This window comes from Pseudomonas sp. GM25, from assembly GCF_000282255.1.
GTDB lineage: Bacteria > Pseudomonadota > Gammaproteobacteria > Pseudomonadales > Pseudomonadaceae > Aquipseudomonas > Aquipseudomonas aphyarum.
The window spans coordinates 39,480-46,044 of the sequence record NZ_AKJQ01000005.1 but is presented as its reverse complement, the minus strand read 5'-3'; the positions used below and the strand labels follow the sequence as shown (position 1 = coordinate 46,044).

At 61.1% G+C, this 6,565-nt stretch carries 6 protein-coding genes; all 6 read right to left on the bottom strand.

All coding sequences use genetic code 11. From position 1 onward, the window contains the following. Positions 1 to 33 precede the first annotated feature (33 nt). The 6 genes from araH to PMI24_RS01630 all read right to left on the bottom strand — a co-directional run bounded on the left by araH (position 34) and on the right by PMI24_RS01630 (position 6,470). Positions 34 to 1,002 carry an L-arabinose ABC transporter permease AraH gene (gene araH / locus PMI24_RS01655; RefSeq protein ID WP_045121626.1) on the bottom strand — a complete coding sequence of 323 codons (969 nt, stop codon included), beginning with the start codon at positions 1,000 to 1,002 and terminating at the stop codon, positions 34 to 36. Between the two features lie 12 nt (positions 1,003 to 1,014). Next, a complete protein-coding gene (araG, locus tag PMI24_RS01650) occupies positions 1,015 to 2,559 on the bottom strand; it encodes an L-arabinose ABC transporter ATP-binding protein AraG (RefSeq protein WP_007950823.1) in 1,545 nt (514 codons plus the stop codon). Between the two features lie 56 nt (positions 2,560 to 2,615). Next, positions 2,616 to 3,620 (bottom strand): substrate-binding domain-containing protein, encoded by a 1,005-nt coding sequence (locus tag PMI24_RS01645; RefSeq protein WP_007950821.1) that lies wholly within the window; start codon positions 3,618 to 3,620, stop codon positions 2,616 to 2,618. 143 nt (positions 3,621 to 3,763) lie between these two features. Continuing rightward, the gene (locus tag PMI24_RS01640) at positions 3,764 to 4,582 is read right to left on the bottom strand and encodes an SDR family oxidoreductase (protein ID WP_007950819.1); all 819 of its coding nucleotides are present in this window, start codon (positions 4,580 to 4,582) and stop codon (positions 3,764 to 3,766) included. 270 nt (positions 4,583 to 4,852) lie between these two features. Next, complete coding sequence (locus PMI24_RS01635) at positions 4,853 to 5,728, bottom strand: SMP-30/gluconolactonase/LRE family protein (protein ID WP_007950815.1); 876 nt, start codon at positions 5,726 to 5,728, stop codon at positions 4,853 to 4,855. Positions 5,729 to 5,753: 25 nt separating this feature from the next. Further along, on the bottom strand, positions 5,754 to 6,470 hold the full coding sequence (locus PMI24_RS01630) for a FadR/GntR family transcriptional regulator (RefSeq protein WP_007950814.1): 717 nt from the start codon (positions 6,468 to 6,470) through the stop codon (positions 5,754 to 5,756). Positions 6,471 to 6,565 lie beyond the last annotated feature (95 nt).

The window sequence follows — 6,565 nt, the reverse complement described above, 5'->3', positions numbered from 1 at the left end:
GTACCGGTCTCTACAGTGAGGGAGCTTTTGATCCTAACGTTGTTTCAAGCGGTCGATCACTACAGCCAGCAATAGAATCGAACCCCGAATCACATACTGATAAAACGTGTCGATATTCTTCAGATTCATCGCATTCTCGATAATCGCCAGAATCAGAACCCCGGCAATCACATGCCGAATCATCCCGATCCCGCCACTCAGCGACACCCCGCCCAACACGCAAGCCGAAATCACCGTCAGCTCAAACCCCTGCCCGATCATCGGCTGCCCGGACGTCATCCGCGAAGCCAGAATCACCCCTGCCAGCGCACCAATCACCCCATGCACTGCGAAGATGATGATCTTCGTCCGGTCAACATTCACCCCTGCCAGCAACGCCGCTTCCTGGTTGCCGCCGATGGCCATGGTGTTGCGCCCGTAGGTCGTGTAGTTCAGCAACCAGCCGAAAAACAGGAAGCAGACGATGGTAATCAGGATCGGCACCGGCACGCCGAACAACTGACCGTTACCGAACACGAAGAACGATTCCTGAGACACGCCCACCGCTTTGCCGTTGGCAAAAATGTAGGCCAGGCCACGGACGATCTGCATGGTCGCCAGCGTCGTGATCAGCGCATTGACCCGCAACTTGGCGATCACGATGCCGTTGATCAGGCCGACGATCAGGCCCATCACCAGCGCCGCGCTGACGCCGAGAAACACGCTATTGGTATCGCGCATGACCACCGCCGCAACCACGCCGGCGCAGGCAATCACCGAGCCCACCGACAGGTCGAAATGCCCCGACGCCAGGCAATACAGCATGGTGCACGCGGCGATCCCGGTGGTGGAAATCGCCAGGCCCAGGCCACGCATGTTCAGCGGCGAGAGGAAGTTGTCGATCAGCAAGGTGCAGGCGATAAAAATGCCCACCGCCGCCAGCAGCATCACCCAGTCATCGAGGAAGCGCCGCATATCCAGAGGTTTGCGCTCGGTCGGCAGGGTTTCGTTTTGGGTTGTCATCATAGTCACCTCTCAGTTCGCCACGCCGTCAGCGCGGTGGCGCGGCAAAGCCAGTTGCAGCAGGTTGGATTCGTTGGCCTGGTCGCGGCTGACTTCGCCACGCAGGGCGCCCTCGCACAGCACCAGAATGCGGTCGGAAATGCCCATTACTTCCATCAGATCGCTGGACACCACGATCACCGAAATACCGTCGGCGGCCAGGTTATGGATGATCTGGTAGATCTCGGCCTTGGCGCCGATGTCGATGCCCCGAGTCGGCTCGTCGAGCAGCAGGACTTTCATCGGCATCGACAGCCAGCGGCCGAGAATCGCCTTCTGCTGATTGCCGCCGGACAGGAACTTGATCTGTTGCCCGGCGTGGGGCGTTTTCACTTTCAGGGCCTTGATCTGTTTGTCGGCGTTGCCCTTTTCCCAGATCCCGCGCAGCAGGCAACCGAGACCGGAGTTGGCGCCACGCGCACTGATGTTGATGTTCTCGGCGACGCTGGCGAGCGGGATGATGCCTTCCTTCTTGCGGTCCTCCGGACACAGCAGAATCCCGGCGGCAATCGCATCGCGGGGCGAGCGCAACTTCAGTTCATGGCCGCGCAATTCCAGGCGTCCGGCGGTATTGCGCTCAAGACCGCTGAGCAGCCGGAACAGCTCGGTGCGCCCAGCCCCGACCAGTCCGAACAGGCCCAGAATCTCGCCTTTGTGCGCATCGAAACTGATCGGCTCGCGCAGGCCCGGGCCGAGCAATCCATCGACTCTCAGCGCCACGGCACCGCGCGGGCGACCGCGATAGTCGTAGATGTCCTGAATGTCGCGCCCAACCATGCAGGTCACCAGTTGATCGTGGGTCAACTGGCTCATGTCGTCGAAGGTGCGCACGTAGCGGCCGTCCTTGAACACCGTCACCGCGTCGCAGATGCGGAACACCTCTTCCATGCGATGGGAGACGTAGAGCACGACTTTGCCCTCGTCGCGCAGCCGGCCGATGATCGCCATCAAGCGGTCGATTTCTCGCGCCGACAGGCTGCTGGTCGGTTCATCGAAGGCAATCACATGCGCGCCACGGGACAGCGCCTTGGCGATTTCCACCAGTTGCCGCTGACCGAGGGACAGGCGTCCGACCTTGGTCTGCGGGTCGATTTCATCGGCCAGGCCTTTGAGGCAGGCCAAGGCTTGCTGGCGCAGCGCGCCGCGATTGATCAGGCCGAAACTGGCCGGCAGGTGACCGAGGAACAGGTTCTCGGCCACGGTCATTTCCGGCACCAGATGCAGCTCCTGGTGAATCACCGCCACGCCGCTGCCGATGCTGTCGGCGGTGGACTTGAAGGCCATCGTCCGCTCGCCGATCTGCAGCTCGCCGCTGCTCGGAATGTAGGCGCCGCCGAGGATTTTCAGCAGGGTCGATTTGCCGGCGCCGTTCTCGCCCATCAAGGCGTGAACCTGCCCGGGGTGAGCGACGAAACTGATGCCGTCCAGCGCCTTCACGCCCGGGAAGGTCTTGCCGATCCCGTTGAAACGCAGGCTGCCGCTGGCGCTGTGTTCTTGTGTCTGTACTTGCGCGTGCATTTAAGCCACCTCATCACACCGTTCAAGCGGCCCGACTGCCCGGGCCGCCGCTGCCGTCAGTTCCACAGGCCGATCTTCTCCAGCTCCTGCTTGAAGTTGTCGCGGGTGATCAGGGTGACGTCGTCCATCGCGGTGTACTTCGGCGGTTCTTTGCCGGTGGTGACCCACTCGTACATCATGCTCGCGGTGTTGTAGCCCTCGATGTGCGGGCTTGGCAGCATCGAACCGTAGAAGCCGCTGTTGGGCTTTTTCAGCTCGCCGATCGCATCGGTGCCGTTGATGCCGATACCGATCACGTTGGCCGCGGCAAACCCGGCGGCTTCGGTGGCGCGCACGCCGCCGAGCACGGTGTTGTCGTTCATGCCGCCGATGATCAGGTTCTTCGCCGCGCCCGGCAGCTTGACCAGCGCCGAGTTGGTGGCGTCCATGCTGCCCGGTACGTCGAGGGTTTTCAGGGCGGCGGTCAGAATGTGATCCTTCGGCATGCCGGCATCTTCGAGGGCCTTCATCGAGCCGTCGGTGCGCTTCTTGCCGGTGTCGAGTTCGTTGTAGGTGTTAACCACCGCGTAGGTGTCTTTCCAGTCCCAGTTACGCTTTTTCGCCTCGGCGGCCATGGCGGCGCCCTGCTTCTGGCCGACTTCGAACGCGGCCATGCCGAGGTACGGCACGTCTTCCATGAACTTGCCATTGGCGTCGACGAAGCGGTCGTCGACGGCGATGACTTTCAAATCATTGAGTTTGGCCTTGGCCATGATCGCCGGGCCGAGGGACACGTCCGGCGGGCAGATGACGAAGCCCTTGGCGCCGTTGGCCGCGAGGCTATCGATGGCCGAGAGGGTTTTCTCGCCGTCCGGTACGGCGATCTTGATCAGCTCGAAGCCTTTGTCCTTGGCAGCTTTCTCGGCGAAGGCCCATTCAGTCTGGAACCACGGTTCTTCGGCCTGCTTGACCAGAAAACCGATCTTCACCGGATCGGCGGCCAGCAGCGAACTGCTCAGGCTGAACGCAGTGACCGCCAGCGCGGTACTGCACAGGGTACGAATCCCGAAACGACGTTTCATAAGCAGACTCCTTGTTATTTTTCTTGAGCGTTATTTGAAAAGCGTTACAGCGGTCGAAGCGTTTCCCGCGAATCATGACGACAATAGTCATATCGTATGATGATTGGATTTCAGGCGGACCTTGCCACCTGAAATCCGGATTTTCAGTCGTGGTACATCACCGAGCGACCACCATCGATGGTGATGCACGAAGCGTTGATGAATGGCGCTTCATCACTGGCCAGGAATACGGCGGTCATCGCCACTTCAATCGGCTGGCCGATGCGTTTCGGTGGATGCAGATCGAAGGCGCGCTGACGTTCGGCGTGTGGGTCGGCGAAGCCGTTCCAGTAATCGACGTTGAGCTGGGTTTCGATATAGCCCGGGGCGATGGCGTTGACGCGAATGCCCTTGGGCGCGTACTCGATGCCCAGCGCGCGGGTCAGGCCGAGCAAGCCGTGCTTGGCCACCGGGTACGGGAAGCAGCCGGGAATGATGTTCGTGGAGTGTGTAGAGGCAATGTTGATGATGCTGCCGATGCCTTGCTCGATCATCTGCGGCAACACGGCCTTGCAGCCGTACCAGGCGCCGTCGAGGTCGATGGCGAAGCAGCGATGCCAATCTTCTTCGGTCATTTCCAGCGGATCGCGGAACACGTTGACCCCTGCGCAATTGACCAGCACGTCGATACGACCGTGCAGCTCGATCGCCAGTTTGGCCATGGCGTGAAGATCCTGCTGACGTGATACATCGGCCTTGATCGCTTGCACATCGGCGCCCTGCTCGCGCCAGTGCGCGGCGACCTTCTCGACCTTTTCAGCCTGGATATCGCTGATCACCAGTTTGGCCTGCTGCGAGGCGAAGGTCGCGACGATTGCTTCGCCGATGCCTTGGGCGGCGCCGGTCAGCAATACGACCTTGTTTTTAAGGCGCTCACCTTTCGGTGGCTCGGGCACCGGTGGCAGGGACAGAGGTTCAGCCATGAATCAGGACTCCTGTTCGAAAGCATAAAAAAACCGGGCATCTGACGATGTCCGGTCTGGAAGGCTTGTGGAACAAAACAGGCGAGCGCACGCCTCAGTACCTAAACGGTCCGAAGCGCTGACTCCGCTGTGGAGTGCGATGGAAATTCGCTGCATCACTTCACCTGTTTTGTTCTTTTTAAGTGTGAGTGCGTGTTACTGCTGGAGCCGACTATAAACCCGACCGCCGAATAATCTCAATATATAATTTTGCATCCCATATTTTGGGATTTAACCGGCGAATCGCGTACAGAGCTTTCCGGCGACATCAACCCGCATCGACAGCACGGCGCCGTCCAACGGGTGGTTCAGCGGACTTTTGGCGCTGGTGATGTACAGGGTTTTCAGGTCCGCGCCGCCGAATACGCAACTGGTCGGGCGGCTGATCGGCAGATCGATCTTGCGGTCGATCTGGCCATCCGGTGTCAGGCGCAGCAAGCAGCTGCCGTCCCAGCGGGCGTTCCACACGTGGCCTTCGGCGTCCATCGCCGAGCCGTCCGGGCCGCCGTGCTGATCGGCGCGGTACCAAGGCTGGGCGGTGTCGAGGTTGCCGTCGGTGTGAATGAAATAGCGATACAAGGTGCTGTCGAGGCTGTCGCCGAACAGCAGCGTGGTGCCGTCGTCACTCCAGAGCAGCGTGTTGGGAATGCCCAGGCCACGCAGCAATGGCGTGACGCGTTTATCCGGATCGACCCGGAACAGCCCGCCGGAACGACGCGTGATCGGCAGATCCTCGCCCTGCTCGCCGATGTTGTTTTGCATGGTGCCGAGCCACAAGCGGCCCTGGCCATCGCAACGTGCTTCGTTGGCGCGGTTGCCCGGTTGCGGATCGGCGACGCAGAACAGCGTCAGTCGCGGCTCAAGTCCGGGGGAATCGAGATCGAGGCGGTAGACGCCGCTGCTCAGGGTCACCAGCGCGTCGCCGCTGGCGCAGGGAATGAACGCCGAAACGTGCTCCGGCATCTGCCAGATCTGTACGTTCTGCGCGATCAGCCGCAGCGCCTGCTTACCGGCAATGTCGACCCAGTAAAGCGCCTGGGTCGGTGCATCCCAGAACGGGCCTTCGCCCAGTTGCGCCCGATGCTCTGTCACCGCAGTCCACGTCATGCAACCTCCTGTCTTGTTGTTTTTGTCAGCTGGCTTTTTTGTCGGCCATCACCTGCGGGTAAAACCGCTTGATGGCCAGGTCGGCATTGTCGATCAGGGTCATGCAGGCCCACACCCCGCGCGCGGCATCCCGGGCGGCGATGGCGTCGGCCATGTCTTTGTGAATGGGCAAGGTGCGGCGCAATTCGTCGGGGTCAGCCGCGGACACTTCGAAGGAAACGGCAAGCAGCGCGCCGAGGGCCGGCACCATTTGCTCGATGAATTGATTGTGGCTGGCGGCCAGGATGCACTCATGGAAAAACTGGTCGGCGCGGTTGTAATCGATGCCGCTGTCCACCGCCCGTTCGAGCGCGTTGTAAGCCTGCTGCACCGCTTGCACCTGTTCCACGGTCGCCCGCTCGCAGGCCCAGCGCACCGCCATCGGTTCGATGGTGCGGCGCAGGTCGAGCAGGTCATCGACGAAGTTTTCCGGCAGGCCGCTGCGTGACAGCCAGCCGACGACTTGCGGATCGAAAAGGTTCCAGCGTTTGATCGGCAACACCCGCGTGCCGACTTTCGGCCCGACTTCTAGCATGCCTTTGGCGACGAGGGTCTTGATGGCTTCGCGGATCACGGTGCGACTGACACCGAGCTGCTCGCCCAGATCGGCCTCGACCTTGATTGCCTGCCCGGGTTTTACCTGGCCGGCGGCGATCCAGGCGCCCAGCCAGTCAACCGTTGATGCGTGAAAACTGCTCGACATGGACACCCCGAAGCCGTTCGCTGTGGATGCCCAAGCTAATCATCATACGATTAAGAGTCAACGACAAAAAACCGCAGCCTGCTTTCACAGACTGC